An 18,317-nucleotide genomic window follows, 5' to 3' on the forward strand; every position below is an offset into this window, starting at 1 on the left:
GGCGGAGGTGAAACCCGGATGCGGGCCGACGACGGCGACTTCGCGCCCCGGCTGCGGGGGCTGCTGCTGCCCGTCCTGGTGACCGGGCCCTCCATGTCCCCGACGCTGCGCCACGGCGACGCGGTGCTGGTGCGGCGCGGTGGCCGGCCGGTCCGCCCCGGCGACGTCGTGCTGGCGGTCTTCCGCACCCGCCCCGAGTTGCTGGTGGTCAAGCGCGCGGTCCGCGCCCAGGACGGCGGCTGGTGGGTACGCGGCGACAACGACCTGGTCACCGACGACTCCCGAACGTACGGGGTGGCGGACGTCCAGGGGCGGGTGCTGCTGCGCTACTGGCCCCGCCCGGGGCGGCTCGCCCGACCCCCGGTATGACCCTCCTCACAACCTGCTTCCGCTGCTGACACTATGCTCGGCTGGTGTCCGGGTGACCCCCGTACCGCGCGCCGCCGCTCGCCGCCTCACCTTCGTGCCCGCGCCGGCCCGCCCCAAATCTGCTCGACAGATCCTGGAGTCACCATGCCTTCGTCCACCGTGGACCCCGCTGATCCCGTCTTCCGCCTGCACGTCGGCGGCAAGCTCGCCGTCGCCTCGACGGTCCCCCTCACCAGTCGGGACGACCTCTCCCTGGCCTACACCCCCGGCGTGGCCCGGGTCTGCGAGGCCATCGCCGCCGACCCCGCCCTCGTCGACGACTACACCTGGGTGTCGCACACCGTCGCCGTGGTGACCGACGGGTCCGCCGTCCTCGGCCTGGGCAACATCGGCCCCCGGGCCGCCCTGCCCGTGATGGAGGGCAAGGCGGTGCTCTTCAAGCAGTTCGGCGGGATCGACGCCGTCCCCGTCTGCCTCGACACCCAGGACGTGGACGAGATCGTCGCCACGGTCACCGCGTTCGCCCCCTCCTTCGGCGGGATCAACCTGGAGGACATCAGCGCGCCCCGCTGCTTCGAGATCGAACGCCGGCTCGACGAGGCGCTCGACATCCCGGTCTTCCACGACGACCAGCACGGCACCGCGATCGTCGTGCTCGCCGCGTTGCGCAACGCCGCGACCCTGCTCAACCGCAAGCTCGGTGACCTGCGGGTGGCGGTCAGCGGTGCGGGCGCGGCCGGGGTCGCGGTCACCCGGATGCTGGTCGCCGGGGGCGTCGACCCGCAGCGGGTGGTGGTCTGCGACTCGCGGGGCATCCTCGGCCGGCACCGGGACGGCCTCACCGGTACCAAGGCCGACCTGGCCGCCACCACCAACGCCGAGGGCCGTACCGGGGACGTCACCGAGGCGCTCCGCGGCGCCGACGTCCTGGTCGGCGTCTCCGGCGGCCGGATCCCGGAGGCGGCGGTGGCCGGGATGGCCCCCGGCGGCATCGTCTTCGCCCTGGCCAACCCGACCCCCGAGGTGGACCCCCAGGTGGCCGCCCGGCACGTCGCGGTGGTCGCCACCGGGCGCAGCGACCACCCCAACCAGATCAACAACGTGCTGGCCTTCCCCGGCGTCTTCCAGGGGGCGCTGGCCGCCCGCGCCACCACGATCACCGACACCATGAAGGTGGCCGCCGCCGACGCGATCGCCGCCGTGGTCGACGGCGAGCTGGCCCCGGACGCCATCGTCCCCTCCCCGCTGGACCCCCGGGTCGCCCCGGCGGTGGCCGAGGCGGTCGCCGACGCCGCCCGCCGCGCCGGCGTCGCCCGCGCCTGAGGTGCAAGGAAGGGCCCCTTCTTAACCTGTTCGGTAGAGGAGGGGCCCCTTCTTAACACCCGCCATCCTTGTTACGGTCCGGACCATGCGTGCCGCCTTCGCCTCCCGGACCGACGCCGACAACCCGCTCGCCGCGCTGACCGTGGGGGAGCAGCCCGAACCCGTCCACCCTGACGACGACTGGGTGACCGTGCAGGTCCGGGCCAGCTCGCTGAACCACCACGACATCTGGTCGCTGCGCGGCGTGGGGCTGCCCGCCGACCGGCTCCCGATGATCCTCGGCTGCGACGCCGCCGGTATCGACCCGGACGGCAACGAGGTGGTGGTCTACCCGCTGATCGCCGACCCGGGCGACCCCCGGGGGATCTCGATCCTCTCCGAGCACTTCCCGGGTACCTTCGCCGAGCGGGTCGCCGTACCCCGGTCGAACCTGCTGCCGCTGCCGGCGGGGATGTCGCTGACCGACGCGGCGTGCCTGCCCACGGCCTGGTTGACCGCCTGGCGGATGCTCACCACCAAGGGCCGGGTGGATGACGCCGACGCGGTGCTGGTGCAGGGCGCGGGCGGCGGGGTGGCCACCGCCGCCGTGGCGCTGGCCGTCGCGATGGGCAAGAGGGTGTACGCGACCAGCCGTGACGCCGCCAAGCGGGCGCGGATCGCCGAGCTGGGGGCCACCGCGGTCGAGCCCGGCGCCCGGCTGCCGGAGCGGGTCGACGTGGTGGTCGAGACGGTCGGCGCGGCCACCTTCGACCACTCGCTGAAGTCGGCCGCGCCGATGGCCCGGATCGTCGTCTCCGGGGCCACCGCCGGGCACGAGCCGACGGTCAACCTGCGCCGGGTCTTCGCCATGCAGCTGGAGATCGTGGGTACCTCGATGGGCACCCCCGACGAGCTGCGCGACCTGCTTGCCTTCTGCGCCGAGCGGAAGGTCCGGCCGGTGGTCGACAGCGTGGTCCCGTTCAGCCGGATCGGGGACGCCTTCGCCCAGCTGCACGCCGGGACCGTCTTCGGCAAGCTGGTCGTCGACCACACCGCCTGAGCGTCGGGGCGCGCCCCGCCTGAGGCGTCGGGCGCGCTCCGCGCCGTGGGTGTGAGAAGGGTTCCCCTCTCTACCGTATGCGTTAAAAGGGGGCCCTTCCTTACAGGCGGTCGTCGAGGGTGGCGAGGCCGCCGCGGGTGGCGTCGGCGGTCATCCGGCGCTTCGCGGCCGGGTCGCCGTACAGGGACCAGCGGAGGAACCCGACAGTGGTGTCCGACACCACCCGCAGGGTGGCGCCGTCGGCGAGCAGGCCGCGCCCGTGGTCGCCGTCCGGCAGGCTGAGCATCGCCTTCGGCCAGGGCACCCGGTCGTACGCCGCCCTGCCGGCCGCGTACTCGACCACCTCGTCCAGTTCGCCGTGCACGAACAGTTGCGGGGCGGCGGCCCCGGCGAAGGCGGTACCCACGCCCAGGGCGCTACCGGCGAAGACCACCCCGGCGCCGAGCCGGTCGTCGCGGCCGGCGGTGAAGAGCCCGATGGTGGTCACCCCACCGGCGGAGTGCCCGGCCGCCGCCACCCGGTCGGTGTCCAGCCGGCCGCGCAGCGGGTCGCCGTCGGCGTCGTCGAGCGCCAGCACCTCGTCCAGCACGTACGACACGTCGGCCGGCTGGTTGAGCACGTCCAGCACGTTGCCGTCGCCGCCGCGACCGGTGCGCGGGAAGGTCGGGGCGGCGACCACGAAGCCGGCGGCGGCCCAGCGGGTCAGCAGCGCCGCGTAGTCGTCCGGCCGGGCGCCCAGGCCGTGGCTGAACACCACCACCGGGAACCGGCCGGTCGCGGCGGTCGCCCCCCGTCGCGGGGCGTCGCCGGCATCACCCCGGGCCGGGTACCAGAGGGTGGTCGGCAGGGCGCGGTCGCCGTCCCGGTTCAGCCGGAGCTGGCGTACGCCGACGGCGTGACCGCGGGTGGGGGCGGTACCGGCGGAGACCCGGGGGCTCGGGGTGGCCGCCGCCGTCGACGGTTCGGCCGGGGCGGCCGGTGAACCCTGCGGCTCGGTGTCCGCGCAGCCCACCACCCCGGCGGTCAGGACGGCGCTGGTCAACACGGCGAGGGTACGGCGGGCGAGCATGGCTCCGATTGTGCCCTGCCGGGGCGGACCGCCGGCCCGGCGTCGGCGCAGCGTCGACAGCGGCTCACCCCGGGTCGCGTACCCGCTTCCGGCGGTGCGCCCGGGGTGCGGCGTCAGCCGGTCGGGCCGGCCGGGTCGAGGCGGTTCTCGAAGGTGGTCACCCCGGGCAGCCGGGCGCCGGCGGAAAGCCGTCGACCCGCCGCCGCGTCCCCGTAGAGCGTCCAGCGCAGGAAGTCGGTGGTGGTCGCCAGCACCTGCACGAAGCCCGGCCGTCCGGGGTTCAGGTACTCGCCGTGGCCCTGGCCGAGCAGGCCGAGGAACGCCGACGGTCCGCGTACCCGCTGGTAGGCGGCGCGACCGGCGGTGACCGGGACGATCGGGTCCGCCGTGCCGTGCACGAACAGGACCGGCCGGTCGGGGCCGGCGAAGCTGCCGGCCAGCGCGCCCCCGGCGATGACGATGCCGGCGCGCAGCCGGGCGTGGTGCCCGGCGGCGAACATGCCGGCGGTGGTGAAGCCGCCCGCCGAGTGCCCGGCGGCGGCGATCCGCCGGGTGTCCAGGTGCCCGGCCAGCGGGTCGCCCCGGCGGGCGTCCAGGCGGACCAGGTGCCGGATCACCCGCCAGCCGTCGGCCGGCTGGTGCCGGACGTCGGCCCGGGTGAACCGGGCGGCGTGGCGGTTGGTGTGCGGGTAGGTGGGGGCGGCCACCACGAACCCGGCGGCGGCCCACCGGGTGGTCAGCGCGGCGTGCAGTTCGGGCAGGCTGTGCAGGCCGTGGCTGTAGACGACCACCGGGAACCGCCCGTCGGCCACCTCGGCCCCGTCGGCCGGGTACCAGACGGTCAGCGGCAGGGGCCGTTCGGAGGTGGGGTCGAGGGTGAGCGTACGCACGCCGACGGCGTACGCTCCCCCGGGCGCCCGCGACGTCGGCGGTGCCCCGCCGGGCGTGGTCGCGGTCGTCGCGCAGCCGGCCGACAGCAGTGCCGTCAGCAGGATCGCGACCAGCCGGGTGACCCCCATCGTTTCACGGTAGAGCCGGGGCCGGTCGCGCGTTCCCACCTTCCGGGTCGGCTGCCCTCACCCACCCGGCCGGAACTGCCTGCCGGAGCGGACCCGGGTCGCCGGGTCAGGCGGCGGCGACCACGGCGCGGGTCTGCAGGGCGATCTCCAACTCCTCGTCGGTGCCGATCACGCAGACCGCCACCTCCGCGCCGGCCGGCGAGATCACCCGGTCCCCGTGGCCGGCGTTGCGCGCCGGGTCGACCGCGATGCCCAGCCGGTCCAGCCCGGCCAGCGCCGCGGCCCGGACCTCGGCGGCGTGTTCACCCACCCCGGCGGTGAAGGTGACCGCGTCGACCCGGCCGAGCAGGGCGTAGTACGCCCCGACGTAGCCGGTGATCCGGCGGCAGTACACGTCGAAGGCGAGGGTGGCGGCCGGGTCGCCGGCCTGCCGTCGGGCCAGCACCTCCCGCATGTCGTTGGCCCCGGTCAGCCCGAGCAGCCCGCTGCGGTGGTTGAGCAGGTCGTCGATCTCGTCGACGCCGAGCCCGCCCTCGCGGCGCAGGTGGAAGACGACGGTCGGGTCCAGGTCGCCGCTGCGGGTGCCCATGACCAGCCCTTCGAGCGGGGACATGCCCATCGAGGTGGCCACGCTGCGCCCGCCGGCGACCGCACACGCGCTGGCGCCGTTGCCCAGGTGCAGGGTGATGGTGTGCAGTTCGGCGTACGGGCGGCCGAGCAGGTCGGCGGTGCGCCGGGAGACGTACCCGTGCGAGGTGCCGTGGAAGCCGTACCGGCGGATGTCGTACCGCCGGGCGACCTCGCGGTCGATGGCGTACGTGGCGGCGGCCTCGGGCAGGGTGTGGTGGAACGCGGTGTCGAAGACCGCCACCTGCGGCACGTCCGGCAGCACCCGCCGCGCCTCGACGATGCCGGCCAGGTTCGCCGGGTTGTGCAGCGGGGCGAGCGGCACCAGTTCCTCGATGCCGGCCAGCACCGCGTCGTCGACGAGCACCGGCGCGCTGAACCGCCGGCCGCCGTGCACCACCCGGTGCCCGACCGCCACCAGGCCGGTGAGGTCCAGCCGGGCGAGGATCTCCCGGACCGCCGTGGCGTGGTCGGCCGGCCCGCCGCCCGGCTCACCGATCCGCTCGACGGTGCCCCGGTCGGTCACCGACTCCCCGTCGTACAGCCGGTACTTCACCGACGACGACCCGGAGTTGAGCACCAGCACCCGACTCACGACGACACCTCCCCGCTGGCGGCGGCCTGGATGGCGGTGATCGCCACCGTGTTGACGATGTCGGGCACGGTCGCGCCCCGGGACAGGTCGTTGACCGGGCGGTTCAGGCCCTGCATGACCGGGCCGACGGCGACCGCGCCGGCCGAGCGCTGCACCGCCTTGTACGTGTTGTTGCCGGTGTTCAGGTCCGGGAAGACGAAGACGGTGGCCCGGCCGGCGACCGGGCTGTCCGGCAGCTTCGTCGCCGCGACCTGCGCGTCGATCGCCGCGTCGTACTGGATCGGGCCCTCGACCAGCAGGTCGGGCCGGCGCTCGCGGACCAGCGCGGTGGCCGCCGCGACCTTCTCCACGTCCGCCCCGGCGCCGGAGCTGCCGGTGGAGTACGACAGCATCGCGACCCGGGGCTCGATGCCGAACCGGGCGGCGGTGTCGGCCGAGGAGGTGGCGATGTCGGCGAGCTGGGCGGCGTCCGGGTCGGGGTTGACCGCGCAGTCGCCGTAGACCAGCACCCGGTCGGCGAGCAGCATGAAGAAGACGCTGGAGGCGACCGAGAGCCCCGGCACGGTACGGATGATCTCGAAGGCGGGGCGGATGGTGGCGGCGGTGGTGTGGGTGGCCCCGGAGACCATCCCGTCGGCGTACCCGGCCTGCACCATCATCGTGCCGAAGTAGTTCGGCTGGGCCACGATGTCGTGGGCCAGTTCGGCGGTGACGCCCCGGTGGGCGCGCAGCTTCGCGTACGCCTCGGTGAACTCCTCGCGCCACGGGCTGGTCGCCGGGTCGACCACGGTGGCCCCACCGATGTCGATGCCCAGTTCCCGGGTGCGCCGGGCGACGTCGTCGGGGCGGCCGAGCAGGGTGAGGTCGGCCACGCCCCGGCGCAGCAGGATCTCCGCCGCGCGCAGGATCCGCTCCTCGGACCCCTCCGGCAGCACCAGGTGCCGGCGCTGCGTCCGGGCCCGGTCGATCAGGTCGTACTCGAACATCATCGGGGTGACCCGTTCCGACCGGCTGACCGCCAGCCGGCGGGCCAGGTCGTCGGTGTCCACGTTGGCCTCGAAGGCGCCGAGCGCGGCCTCCACCTTGCGCGGGTTGGCCGCGCTGGGCCGCCCCTCGATCCGGCTGGACGCGGCCACCGTGTCGTAGCTGTCGCTGGGCACGCTGAGCACCGCCAGCCCGGTGTTCAGCCGCTCGACCAGCCGCATCGCCCGCGCGTCCGGCTGCTCACCGAGGGTGAGCACCAGCCCGGCCACCGAGACCTGGCCGGCCACGTGCGCGGCGCTCGCCGCCACCAGCAGGTCGTCCCGGTCGCCGGGGGTGATCACCAGGCAGCCGTCGGTGAGGTGGTCCAGCAGGGTCGGCACGTGCGCCGCGCCGACGACGTAGTCGAGCACGTCCCGGCCGAGCGCGGCGTCGTCCCCGGCGAGCAGGGTCGCGCCGAGCGCCGCGGCCACCTCGGCCACCGTCGGCGCCGACACGGTCGGCACCTCGGGGATCGCGTACGCCGGCACCGGCAGCTCGGGCATGGCGCCCATCGTCTCGGGCACCCGGTTGGCGATCACCGCCAGCACCGTCGCGCCCAGGTCCACCAGGTCGTGGTACGCCCCGCGCGCCGCCGCCGCGATCGCCTCCGGCGACTGGCCGTACCCGTCGACGACCGGCACCACGACGCTGCCGAACTCGGTGGCGAGCCGGGCGTTGAAGGCCAGCTCGCGGGGGGCCGCGCCGTCACCGGAGTCGGCGAAGTCGCTACCCACCACCACGACGGCCGGGCACCGCCGCTCGACCGTTCGGTACCGCTGGACCACCCGGGAGATCAATTCTTCCCGCCGTCCGTCCGCGACCAGGGCCGTGGCCTCGGCATATGTGGTCCCGGCCAGGTCGTCGGGGGTACCGTCCACGCGGTAGCGGTCGCGGAGCAGGGAGAGGATGGGGTCGGGGCGGTTTCCCGAGACCAGCGGCCGGAACACCCCGATCCGCTCGACCTGTCGGGAGAGCAGCTCGGCGAGACCGAGCGCGATCGTCGACTTTCCTCCGCCGGAACCGACGCTGGTGAGGTAGACGCTGCGGGCCACCCGGCCAACCTACTAGGTCCAGTTGATTGTCAGCCGGCAACCAGCTCTGGGTGGTAACAGCCGTTTTCCCTTGTCAGACGGGACACATGGGGGAGAAGGTGAACGTTATTCGCCTTTACACTCGCCCAGGTGGAGGGACCAACACAGATCATTCCTGTCGCACCTGAGCCACCCCCCGTCTTCGTCGATCCGAGCGGGCGACGGCGGCGGTGGCTGCGCCGCACCGCCTACTTCCTCGGCCTGGCGGGGGTGGCGTACACCGCGATGGTCGGGGTCAGCTTCGCCGGGGGCCCGGTCCGCCCCGAGACGATCATTCCCTTCGTCGAACCGGTCGAGGAGCAGTGGCAGCCGCCCTCGGCCGCACCGGCGGCAAGCCCCTCGCCGTCCGCCACGGCCTCCCCGTCACCCACCCGGGTCGCGCCCCCGCCGCAGCCCACGCCCAGCCGCTCCACCGCGCCCTCCGCCGGCGCGACCTCGACCAGCCCCGCCCCGGGCCCGTCCCCGACGACGCCGCCGGCCAGCAGCCGGCCCAGCGGCACACCGTCGCGGAGCCCGGCGAGCAGCCCGCCGGCGAGCAGCCCGGCACCGACCAGCCCGGCGCCCACGCTGTCGCCGTCCGAGGAGCCGACCACCCCGATCGACGCACCCGCCCCCTGATGAGCCACCCGTACCCGCCCGGCCGACCGGGACACCAGGCCCCCTCCCGCATCCCCGACCGGCCCCGGCACCACGCCCGCCCCGGCGCGGCGGCCCGTGCCCGGCGCTACGTGCCCCGTCCGAGCTGGGCCATCTACGCGATGGTCTTCGTCCTGCTCGGCGGCATCCTCTTCGTCGAGGCGTACGCCAACGGGTCGTTCATCCCCGACTACCGGGCGGAGAACACCACCGGCAGCGGCCAGGGCGAGGTACCGGACGAGATCCTGACCGGCGGACCGATCGTCAACACCACCGCCGACCGCCCCCAGTCGTACCGGCTGCCGGCCCGTACCGTCGTGCTCACCTTCGACGACGGCCCGGACGAGCGCTGGACCCCCGAGGTGATGCGGGTGCTGGACAAGCACCAGGTGCCCGGCACCTTCTTCGTCCTCGGCAACCAGGTCGTCCGGCAGCCCGGCCTGGTCCGTGACCTGGTGGCCAACGGTCACGAACTCGGCGTGCACACGTTCACCCACCCGCACCTCACCGAGATCCCCGGCTGGCAGCGCCGGCTGGAGTACACCCAGACCCAGCTCGCCATCGCCGGGGCCACCGGCGTCCGGACCAACCTGCTGCGGTTCCCGTACTCGTCCCGGTCGGACGCCTTCGTCAACCAGGACTGGCCGCTGCTGCGACAGGCCGGCGAACTCGGCTACCTGACCGTGGTCAACGACCTGGACAGCCGGGACTGGGAGCGGCAGGGCCCGGACGGCATGATCGAGCGGACCGTCCCGCCGGGCTACTCCGGGGCGGTCACGCTCTGGCACGACTCCGGCGGCGACCGGTCCCAGACGGTCGAGGCGCTGGACCGGTACATCCCGATGATGAAGGAGCGCGGGTACACCTTCACCACGGTCAGCGGCGGGCTGAACCTGGCGCTGGCCGAGGCCGGGGTCTCCGCGCCCGTGGCCGGCCCGGTGCCGGCGACGGCCGGGGAGCGCTGGCGCGGGCAGATGCTCGTCATGGCGGTCCGCGCCGCCGACTTCACCTTCGTCCTCTTCGGCATCCTCTTCGTGCTCGTCGGGGTGCTCACCATCGGCCGGACGCTGCTGCTGTTCGTGCTGGCCCTGCGACACGCCCGTAAGCGCCGTCGCCGGGACTTCGCCTGGGGGCCGCCGGTCACCGCGCCGGTCTCGGTGATCGTGCCCGCCTACAACGAGAAGGAGGGCATCGCGGCGGCGGTCCGCTCGCTGGCCACCGGGGACCATCCCGGCGGGATCGAGGTGGTCGTCGTCGACGACGGCTCGACCGACGGTACCGCCGACATCGCCGCCGGCCTCGGCCTGCCGAACGTCCGGGTGGTGCGCAAGCCGAACGGCGGCAAGCCGAGCGCGTTGAACACCGGCGTCGCCCTGGCCCGGCACGACCTGATCGTCATGGTCGACGGGGACACCGTCTTCGAGCCCGACGCGGTCCGCCGCCTGGTCCAGCCCTTCGGGGACCCGCAGGTGGGGGCGGTCGCCGGGAACGTCAAGGTGGGCAACCGGCGCAGCATGATCGCCAAGTGGCAGCACATCGAGTACGTCATCGGCTTCAACCTCGACCGCCGGCTCTACGAGACGCTGCGGTGCATGCCCACCATCCCCGGCGCGATCGGCGCGTTCCGGCGGGAGGCCCTGGAGTACGCCGGGGGGATGACCGACGAGACCCTGGCCGAGGACACCGACATCACCATGGCCCTCGGGCGCTCCGGCTGGAAGGTGGTGTACGAGGAGGGGGCCCGCGCCTGGACCGAGGCGCCGGCCAGCCTCGGTCAGTTGTGGAAGCAGCGCTACCGCTGGAGCTACGGCACCATGCAGGCGATGTGGAAGCACCGTCGCTCGGTGCTCGACAAGGGCGCCTCGGGCCGGTTCAGTCGCCGCTGCCTGACGTTCCTGACCCTGTTCGGGGTGGTGCTCCCGCTGACCGCCCCGGTCATCGACCTGCTCGCCCTGTACGGCCTGATCTTCCTGGACCGGACCGAGACGGCGCTGGCCTGGCTGGCGATGCTCGGGCTCCAGTTCCTCACCGCGATCGTGGCGTTCCGGCTGGACCGGGAGAAACTGGGCGTCCTCTGGGTGCTGCCGTTGCAGCAGTTCGTCTACCGGCAACTGATGTACCTCGTGCTGCTCCAGTCGGTGGTCACCGCCCTGACCGGGGGCCGCCTGGGGTGGCAGAAGCTGCGCCGGACCGGCCTGGACAGCGCCACCGGCACCGGGGGCCGTCCCGCCGCCCGGGTCGGCGGCCCCTGACGCCCTGGGGGATCGCACGCCGGGGCGGCCGGGGCGGGTAGCTAGGTGGTGGCGCGTTCGGCGAGGCCGAGGGCGTACTCGGGCCACCAGACGCCGATCTCCGGCTCACCGGGACGGCAGGCGCCGTCGGACTCGCCCGGGTACTTGATCCAGAGCAGCGCGTCGACCCGGTCCAGGCCGGTCTCGGCGGTGGGCTCCGCGCCGAGCGCCCGTCCCGGCGGGTTGCACCAGCTCGGCGCGCCGCGCACGGTCCTGGCCGGGTGCGCGCCGTTGCCGTTGCGGCTGGTGTCGATCACGAAGGTGGCCGCGCCGCCCAGCGCGTCGGAGATCCGGTGACCGTACGTCACGTTCTCGGTCGTGCCGACGAAGTTGGCGACGTTGAGCGCGAAGCCGTCGGCCTCGGCGACGCCGGCCCGGCGCAGCACCGCCGCCAGTTCGGTGGTGTCCTGCACCCAGCCGGGGTGCCCGGCGTCCAGGTAGACCCGGGCGCTGCCGGTGCTCTTGAGCACCGTGACCGCGTCCCGCAGCAGCGCCAACCGACCGTCGACGTCGTCGACGCACTCGTCGACCGCGTCCGGGACCGCGCCCGGTTCGAGGATGACCGTCACCGGGCGGCCCCGTACGCCGCTGGCCAGTTCCCGGATCCAGGCCTGGTACGCCTCGGCGCTCTCGGCGCCCCCGTACCACTGCCGGCCGCAGTCACGCTGCGGCAGGTTGTGCGTGACCAGCACCGGGGTCTGGCCGGCGCGGCTCGCCCCGGTCAGGTACTCCGCGACCTCGGCACCGACCGCGTCGGAGCCGCCGACCAGCCACCGCGCGGTCGGCCGGGTGCTGATCCGGCGCAGCGCCGCCGCGTCGCTGGCCCGCTGCGCCCGTTCCCACCGGGCGACCTGGCCGGCCGCCGCGCTCTCCGGATCGACGTAGAAGACCGGGGGCAGCGGCACCGCCGCAGCCGGGGTGCGGGGGGTGGTGCCGTCGGGGCCCTCCGCTGCCGCCTGGCCGCAGCCGGCCGCCAGCAGGGTCAGCACCAGGCCGCTGAGCAGGGCGGACCGTCGGCGCACGGAGCGGAGAGGGGGCACGGCCGACACGGTACCCGGTGCCCGGCCAGCCGGGTACGGGACCACCAGCCGGTCTACTCGTCGTCGGGGTCGTCGAGGCGGGCCAGCCAGGTGGCGAAGCGTTCGACCGGGGTCTCGAACTCGGGGTTCAGGTCGACGAAGTCACGCAGCCGCTCGCCGATCCACTCCAGGGTGACCTGCTCGTCGCCCCGGCGCTGGACCAACTCCTCGATGCCACGGTCGGTGAAGTACATCGTGGGTCTCCTCGACAGGCCGCTGGGGCAGACCGTACCGTCGCCGGTCGGTCTGCCCCAGGGGCGGGTTTCTCGTCGGTCAGGGACGCGGCAGCGCCGCGTCGATCAGCGCGGTCTGCTCGACCTCGTGCATCTTCGCCGAGCCGACCGCCGGGGCGGCGGCGGCCGGGCGCGAGATGCGCCGCAGCCGGACCTCGCTGAGGTGCTCCAGCAGGTTGAGCGCGACGAACGACCAGGCACCCTGGTTGGCCGGCTCCTCCTGCACCCAGGCGAAGTCGTCCGCGTTCGGGTACCCGCCGAGGGCGGCCCGGATCTCCTCCACCGGCAGCGGGTAGAGCTGCTCGATCCGGACGATCGCGGTGTCCGTGACGCCCCGCTCCTGGCGGGCCTGGAGCAGGTCGTAGTAGACCTTGCCCGAGCAGAGCAGCACCCGCTTCACCTGCTCGGCCGGCGGCGCGGCGGTGTCGGCCAGCACCGGCTGGAAGGTGCCGGTGGTGAAGTCCTCCACCGAGGAGACGCAGAGCCGGTGCCGCAGCAGCGACTTCGGCGTGAACACCACCAGCGGCTTGCGCTTGGGCGACAGGGCCTGGCGGCGCAGCAGGTGGAAGTAGTTCGCCGGGGTGCTCGGCACGGCCACCCGCATGTTGTCCTCGGCGCACATCTGGAGGAACCGCTCGGGGCGACCGGAGGTGTGGTCCGGGCCCTGTCCCTCGTGGCCGTGCGGCAACAGCAGGGTGACGGCGGAGCGCTGGCCCCACTTCACCTCGCCGGAGGAGATGAACTCGTCGATCACCGACTGGGCGCCGTTGACGAAGTCGCCGAACTGGGCCTCCCAGCAGACCAGCGCGTTGATGTTCTCGACCGAGTAGCCGTACTCGAAGCCCATCGCCGCGTACTCGCTGAGCAGCGAGTCGTGCACGAAGAACCGGGACCGCTCGCCGTCGGCGGTGAGCGACTTGAGCGGCAGGTAGTCGTCGCCGGTCTCGGCGTCCACGATCGAGGCGTGCCGCTGCACGAACGTGCCCCGGCGGGAGTCCTGCCCGGCGAGCCGGACGGTGACCCCGTCGTTCAGCAGCGCGCCGAACGCGATGATCTCGCCGAAGCCCCAGTCGATGGCGCCCTCGGTGGACATCTTGGCCCGCCGGTCGAGCAGTTGCTGGATCCGCTTGTGCGGGGTGAAGCCCTCGGGCAGGTTGACGTGCGCCGCGCCGATCGCCTTGATCACCTCGGCGCTGGTCGCAGTCTCCACCGCCGGCTCCGGCTGCACCCCGGGGTGCTGGCGGTCCGGCTGCTTGGGCACCGAGGCGGCGTCCCGGGTGGCCTTGAAGACCCGCTCCAGTTGCGCCTGGTAGTCCCGCAGCAGTTCCTCGGCGTCCTCCACGGTGATGTCACCCCGCCCGATCAGCTCCTCGGTGTAGAGCTTGCGGACCGACCGCTTCGAGTCGATGATCTTGTACATCTGGGGGTTGGACATCGACGGGTCGTCGCCCTCGTTGTGCCCGCGCCGCCGGTAGCAGACCATGTCGATCACGACGTCCTTGTTGAACGTCTGCCGGTACTCGAAGGCCAGCCGGGCGACCCGGACCACGGCCTCGGGGTCGTCCCCGTTGACGTGGAAGATCGGCGCCTGGATCATCCGGGCCACGTCGGTGCTGTAGAGGCTGGACCGCGAGTACTCCGGGGCGGTGGTGAAACCGACCTGGTTGTTGACCACCACGTGGACGGTGCCGCCGGTGCGGTACCCCCGGAGCTGGGAGAGGTTCAGCGTCTCGGCGACCACGCCCTGGCCGGCGAAGGCGGCGTCCCCGTGCACCGCCAGCGGCAGCACGGTGTACCCCTCCAGCTTGAGGTCGATCCGGTCCTGCTTGGCCCGGACGATGCCCTCCAGCACCGGGTCGACGGCCTCCAGGTGCGACGGGTTCGCCACCACCGAGACCTTGACCGAGCTGTCGCCGTCCGGGGTGGTGAACTTGCCGTTCTGGCCGAGGTGGTACTTCACGTCGCCGGAGCCCTGCGTCGAGCGCGGGTCCAGGTGCCCCTCGAACTCCGAGAAGATCTTCTCGTACGGCTTGCCGACGATGTTGGCCAGCACGTTGAGCCGGCCCCGGTGGGCCATGCCGATGACGACCTCGTCCAGCCCGCCCTCGGCGGCGGCCTCCAGCACCTCGCCGAGCAGCGGGATCAGCGACTCGCCGCCCTCCAGCGAGAACCGCTTCTGGCCGACGTACTTGGTCTGCAGGAAGGTCTCGAACGCCTCGGCGGCGTTGAGCCGGTTGAGCACGTGCTTCTGCTCGTCGACCGCCGGCTTCTCGTACTTGAGCTCGATCCGCTCCTGGATCCAGCGCCGCTCCTCCGGGTCCTGGATGTGCATGTACTCCACGCCGACCCGGCGGCAGTACGAGTCACGCAGCACGCCGAGGATCTCGCGCAGCTTCATCCGCCGCTTGCCGGCGAAGCCGTTCACCGGGAACTCGCGGTCCAGGTCCCACAGGGTCAGCCCGTGCTGGAGGACGTCCAGGTCCGGGTGCTTGCGGATCTTGAACTCCAGCGGGTCGGTGTCGGCCATCAGGTGGCCGCGCACCCGGTACGCGTGGATCAGCTCGTGCACCCGGGCGGTCTTGTTGATCTGCCCCTCGGAGTTGACCGCCACGTCCCGCATCCAGCGCACCGGCTCGTACGGGATGCGCAGCGAGGTGAAGATCTGGTCGTAGAACCCGCGCTCGCCCAGGATCAGCTCGTGCATCACCTTGAGGAACTCGCCGGACTGCGCGCCCTGCACGATCCGGTGGTCGTACGTGCTGGTCAGCGTGATGATCTTGCTGACCGCCAGCTCGGCCAGGGTCGCCTCGCTCATGCCCTGGTACGGCGCCGGGTACTCCATCGCGCCGACGCCGATGATGGCGCTCTGCCCGGTCATCAGCCGGGGGATCGAGTGCACCGTGCCGATGCCGCCCGGGTTGGTCAGCGAGATGGTGGTGCCGGAGTAGTCCTCCATGGTCAGCTCGTTCTTGCGGGCGCGCCGGACCACGTCCTCGTACGCCTGCCAGAACTGCCGGAAGTCCATCTGCTCGCAGCCCTTGATGGAGGGGACCACCAGGGTGCGGCTGCCGTCCGGCTTGGCCAGGTCGATGGCGATGCCCAGGTTCACGTTCGCCGGGCGGACCAGCGTCGGCTTGCCGTCGACCTCGGCGAAGGAGTTGTTCATCTCCGGGTGCTCGACCAGCGCCCGGACCATCGCGTACCCGATCAGGTGGGTGAAGCTCACCTTGCCACCGCGCCCCCGGGCGAGGTGGTTGTTGATCACGATCCGGTTGTCCACCAGGAGCTTGGCCGGGACGGCGCGGACGCTGGTCGCGGTCGGCACGGTCAGCGAGGCGTCCATGTTCTGGACGATCTTCGCGGCGACCCCGCGCAGCGGGGTGGTCTGCGGGCCGGTCACGGTCGGCTTCGCCGGGGCCGGCTTGGCCGGGGCGGTCTTGGCGGCGACGGTCTTGGCGGGCGCGGCCTGCTTCGCCGGTGCCTTGGCCGGTGCCTCCTTGACGGGCGCCTCCTTGGCCGGGGCGGCCCGGGCGGCGGCCGGCGCCGTCGTGGCCGGGGCCTGCGTGGCCGGCGCGCTCTTCGCCGGGGCCGGCTTCTGCTCGGCGCCGGGGGCGGTCTTCGTCGGGGCGGGGCGGGTGCCGGCGGGCGTCTCCGGCTGACCCTTGGTGCCGTCGGCGCCGGGCCGGTAGTCGGCGAAGAAGTCGTGCCAGGCCGGGTCGACGCTGCTGGGATCGGCGAGGTAACGGTGGTACATCTCTTCGACGATCCACTCGTTCGGGCCGAAACCCGCCAGTGGGTTCTCCTGCGAGGTTTGCTGGGTCGACACGGCCGGTAATCGCCTCTTTCACGCGGGTTCGTATGTCACGCGGTGTCCGTTGCCGCCCGAATCGGGGGCACGCGACAGTCACCAGGCTACGCCGTACGACTCCCGCAGGCATTTCTGCCTCCGACCCGTGGCCGGTTTCACAGAAGATGCCAGAAGTTCACGAAACGCTCCGTGGTCGGCCGACTCCTGGTAAACGACACCGGCCGGGCCCGAGGGCCCGGCCGGCGCGCTGCGGAGGTACCGGTCAGGAGATGTCCCGCTTACGGGTGATCAGGATGCCGGCGACGCCGGTGACCACCGCGTAGCCGACCAGCACCAGGGCCCCCACCCACCAGGCCGGCAGCATCGGCGACTCGATGCTGTTGACCATGACCGTGGAGGCGACCGAGGGGAGCACCACCTGCCACTTCAGCACGGCCTCACTGTCCAGCCAGCTACTGAGCAGGAAGAAGAAGACGCTGGCCACCTGGGTGCCGATCAGGTAGACCACCGCCGAGGTGACCACCGCCCCGATCTGGTTGGTGATCAGGCTGCCGACCCCGATGCCCAGGATCGTCCAGATCATGTACGCCAGCAGGTTGAACAGGAAGGCCCGCTGCACCTCCCACTCGCCGAGCTGGGTGCCGAAGTCGGCGACGCTCATGAAGATCGCCCCGGCCACCAGGTTGATGATCGACGTCACCAGCCAGAAGCCGAACCCGATCAGGCTCGCCGCGACCAGCTTGCTGAGGATCACGCTGGTGCGCTTCGGGGTGGAGAGGAAGGTCGTGGTGGCCGTCTGGTGGAAGAACTCGTTGGTGACCATCAGGACACCGATGAGCATCACGAAGAGCAGCCCGAAGTACTGGCCCGAGGTGTAGAGGTTGGCGGCCTGCCCGACCACGTCCTGCTGGGCCGCCATCTCCTCCGGGGGCAGCCCCAGCATGTCGGCGTCCCCGGTGAGGGTGGTGTGGGCGAGCCAGGCGTTGACGGCGAAGGCCAGGACCACCGCCAGCAGCGCCCCCAGGGCCATCCAGAGCCAGGCGGCCGTGGTACGGATCTTGAGCAGCTCGGATCGGACGAGGTTCATCGGATGCCCGCCTTCCCGGCCGTCAGCTCCAGGAAGACCCCTTCCAGGTCGGGGCGTTCCGTGGTGAGTTCGTGCAGCTCCGCCTGGACGGCGAGGGCGGCGCGCCCGACCGTCGCGGCGTCCACCCCGGCGACCAGCAGGGCGCCCTGCGGGTCCACCTCGACGACGGCGGACTGCTCCCGCAGCGCCTTCGCCAGCTCGGTCGCCTGGGGGGTACGGACCCGGACCCGGGCGCTCTGGGTCATCGACCCGAGCACCTGGGCGACCGGACCCTGCCGGACCAACTGCCCGGCCGCGATGATGACCACGTCGTCGGCGAGGAGCTGCATCTCCGAGAGCAGGTGGCTGGAGACCAGCACCGTGCGCCCCTCGCTGGCGAGCGTCTTGAGGAACCCGCGCATCCACCGGATGCCCTCCGGGTCCAGACCGTTGGCCGGCTCGTCGAGCACCAGCACCCGGGGGTCACCGAGCATCGCGGCGGCGATGCCCAGCCGCTGCTTCATGCCCAGGGAGTACCCCTTGAACTTGCGCTTCGCGGCCGGGGTCAGCCCGACCATGGCCAGCACCTCGTCGGCCCGGTGCTTCGGCAGTCCGGCGGCGGCGGCGATCACCCGCAGGTGGTTGATGCCGGTACGTCCCTTGTGCGCGCTGGACGCCTCCAGCACCGCGCCCACGTGCCGCAGCGGGTCGGTCAGGTCGGCGTACCGCCGGCCGCCGATGGTGGCCGAACCGGCGGTCGGGGTGACCAGGTTCAGCAGCATCCGCAGCGTGGTGGTCTTGCCGGCGCCGTTCGGGCCCAGGAAGCCGGTCACCCGCCCCGGTTCGACGGTGAAGGACAGATCGTTGACCGCCCGAACGTTCTTGTACTGCTTCGTCAGGCCGGACACCACGATCTGACCGCTTCCGGTGGTGGGGCTCCGCTGCCCGTCAGACATCTCGCTCCTCTCCTGCTGGGCGCACCGTTGCGCCGGATGATCACGCTGGGACGCACCGCCGCGCCGGTGATCCCTCCAGGGACACTCGGCAGG

General features: G+C 73.0%; 14 protein-coding genes. 4 read left to right on the plus strand and 10 right to left on the minus strand.

Annotated elements, in window-relative coordinates; translation table 11 throughout:
• Positions 1-18: 18 nt before the first annotated feature.
• The 3 genes from ACQUFX_RS31285 to ACQUFX_RS31295 all read left to right on the plus strand — a co-directional run bounded on the left by ACQUFX_RS31285 (position 19) and on the right by ACQUFX_RS31295 (position 2,731).
• Positions 19-369 carry a S26 family signal peptidase gene (locus ACQUFX_RS31285; protein WP_428963726.1) on the plus strand — a complete coding sequence of 117 codons (351 nt, stop codon included), beginning with the start codon at positions 19-21 and terminating at the stop codon, positions 367-369.
• A 144-nt stretch (positions 370-513) separates the two neighbouring features.
• Entirely contained in the window at positions 514-1,692 is a 1,179-nt protein-coding gene (locus ACQUFX_RS31290) for an NAD(P)-dependent malic enzyme (protein ID WP_428963727.1), read from the plus strand.
• An 85-nt stretch (positions 1,693-1,777) separates the two neighbouring features.
• Positions 1,778-2,731 carry a zinc-binding dehydrogenase gene (locus ACQUFX_RS31295; protein ID WP_428963728.1) on the plus strand — a complete coding sequence of 318 codons (954 nt, stop codon included), beginning with the start codon at positions 1,778-1,780 and terminating at the stop codon, positions 2,729-2,731.
• A gap of 100 nt (positions 2,732-2,831) precedes the next feature.
• Here ACQUFX_RS31295 and ACQUFX_RS31300 read toward each other — a convergent pair whose 3' ends face one another.
• The 5 genes from ACQUFX_RS31300 to ACQUFX_RS31320 form a co-directional block, all read right to left on the minus strand.
• A complete protein-coding gene (locus ACQUFX_RS31300; protein WP_428963729.1) occupies positions 2,832-3,800 on the minus strand; it encodes an alpha/beta hydrolase family protein in 969 nt (322 codons plus the stop codon).
• A 113-nt stretch (positions 3,801-3,913) separates the two neighbouring features.
• A complete protein-coding gene (locus ACQUFX_RS31305) occupies positions 3,914-4,819 on the minus strand; it encodes an alpha/beta hydrolase family protein (RefSeq protein WP_428963730.1) in 906 nt (301 codons plus the stop codon).
• Positions 4,820-4,925: 106 nt separating this feature from the next.
• Positions 4,926-6,041 (minus strand): acetate/propionate family kinase, encoded by a 1,116-nt coding sequence (locus ACQUFX_RS31310; RefSeq protein ID WP_428963731.1) that lies wholly within the window; start codon positions 6,039-6,041, stop codon positions 4,926-4,928.
• Positions 6,038-8,116: a phosphate acetyltransferase gene (pta, locus tag ACQUFX_RS31315; RefSeq protein ID WP_428963732.1), complete on the minus strand. Its 2,079-nt coding sequence runs from the start codon at positions 8,114-8,116 to the stop codon at positions 6,038-6,040. Before pta ends, ACQUFX_RS31310 begins: the two co-directional genes overlap by 4 nt.
• Positions 8,117-8,343: 227 nt before the next feature.
• Complete coding sequence (locus ACQUFX_RS31320) at positions 8,344-8,781, minus strand: hypothetical protein (RefSeq protein WP_428963733.1); 438 nt, start codon at positions 8,779-8,781, stop codon at positions 8,344-8,346.
• Here ACQUFX_RS31320 and ACQUFX_RS31325 point away from each other — a divergent pair.
• Positions 8,773-11,043, plus strand: coding sequence for a bifunctional polysaccharide deacetylase/glycosyltransferase family 2 protein (locus tag ACQUFX_RS31325; RefSeq protein WP_428963734.1), 2,271 nt, complete (start codon positions 8,773-8,775; stop codon positions 11,041-11,043). The genes ACQUFX_RS31320 and ACQUFX_RS31325 overlap by 9 nt on opposite strands.
• A gap of 41 nt (positions 11,044-11,084) precedes the next feature.
• Here ACQUFX_RS31325 and ACQUFX_RS31330 read toward each other — a convergent pair whose 3' ends face one another.
• The 5 genes from ACQUFX_RS31330 to ACQUFX_RS31350 form a co-directional block, all read right to left on the minus strand.
• Complete coding sequence (locus ACQUFX_RS31330; protein WP_428963735.1) at positions 11,085-12,122, minus strand: glycoside hydrolase family 6 protein; 1,038 nt, start codon at positions 12,120-12,122, stop codon at positions 11,085-11,087.
• A 53-nt stretch (positions 12,123-12,175) separates the two neighbouring features.
• Positions 12,176-12,355: a DUF6104 family protein gene (locus ACQUFX_RS31335; RefSeq protein ID WP_428963736.1), complete on the minus strand. Its 180-nt coding sequence runs from the start codon at positions 12,353-12,355 to the stop codon at positions 12,176-12,178.
• A gap of 79 nt (positions 12,356-12,434) precedes the next feature.
• Entirely contained in the window at positions 12,435-16,220 is a 3,786-nt protein-coding gene (locus ACQUFX_RS31340; protein ID WP_428963737.1) for a multifunctional oxoglutarate decarboxylase/oxoglutarate dehydrogenase thiamine pyrophosphate-binding subunit/dihydrolipoyllysine-residue succinyltransferase subunit, read from the minus strand.
• 244 nt (positions 16,221-16,464) lie between these two features.
• Positions 16,465-17,289: an ABC transporter permease gene (locus tag ACQUFX_RS31345; RefSeq protein ID WP_428963738.1), complete on the minus strand. Its 825-nt coding sequence runs from the start codon at positions 17,287-17,289 to the stop codon at positions 16,465-16,467.
• On the minus strand, positions 17,286-18,224 hold the full coding sequence (locus ACQUFX_RS31350; protein WP_428963739.1) for an ABC transporter ATP-binding protein: 939 nt from the start codon (positions 18,222-18,224) through the stop codon (positions 17,286-17,288). Before ACQUFX_RS31350 ends, ACQUFX_RS31345 begins: the two co-directional genes overlap by 4 nt.
• Positions 18,225-18,317 lie beyond the last annotated feature (93 nt).

This window comes from Micromonospora fluostatini, from assembly GCF_050410825.1.
GTDB lineage: Bacteria > Actinomycetota > Actinomycetes > Mycobacteriales > Micromonosporaceae > Micromonospora > Micromonospora rosaria.